We start from the raw sequence: 732 nt of genomic DNA on the forward strand, positions 1-732 counted from the left end.
TCAACGAATCATGACTTACTTCACAGCCGCCAATGAAAATAGAAACATCCTACAATTCAAATGTTTGCAATGTACATATGTGGACATAATTTCATATTGGCAGGGCTAAGTCTGAATGTTCTTTGGAGGATTTGCACCCCGATTTTCAACGTAGACGTATTACCCATGAGCACAGCAGATTGTTGCACCACTAAGCAGTGGATAGCACGTGTAGCAAAGTTCCTATTATCTCGGGTAATTCTCCTGCTAATTTTTTATAGGGGACGATTATATGAATGACTTATTAGAACGCTGTTGTGGACTAGATGTTCACAAGGATATTATTGTGGCCTGTATACTAAATGGACCTGTTGGTAAACCAGCAAAGAGTGAGATTCGAGAATTTAGCACATTAATTACTGGAATGCGGGATCTCAAAGCATGGATAGTATCTGAAGATTGTCATTTTGTAGCAATGGAAAGCACCGGGATATACTGGAAGCCAATTTATGAAACTCTTGAAGATTCATTTGATGGCGACATTTCATTGCTGGTTGTAAATGCAAGGCACATGAAGAATGTACCAGGTAAAAAAACTGACATGAAAGATGCCGAATGGATTGCCACATTACTTCGCGCTGGATTACTTAACGGTAGTTTTATTCCAGCTAAGGAAATTCGAGAGTTTCGTGACCTCACTCGTTACCGCAAAAGTGTGATTCGCGATATTACTTCCCAGAAGAATAGAATTGA

General features: G+C 39.5%; 1 protein-coding gene. It reads left to right on the forward strand.

Translation table 11 applies throughout. The features are described from left to right. Nucleotides 1-271: 271 nt before the first annotated feature. A partial coding sequence (locus CLCOS_RS00070; protein ID WP_153042887.1) for an IS110 family transposase occupies nucleotides 272-732 on the forward strand: 461 nt, incomplete at its 3' end.

It is taken from the genome of Clostridium coskatii (assembly GCF_001675205.1).
GTDB lineage: Bacteria > Bacillota > Clostridia > Clostridiales > Clostridiaceae > Clostridium_B > Clostridium_B ljungdahlii.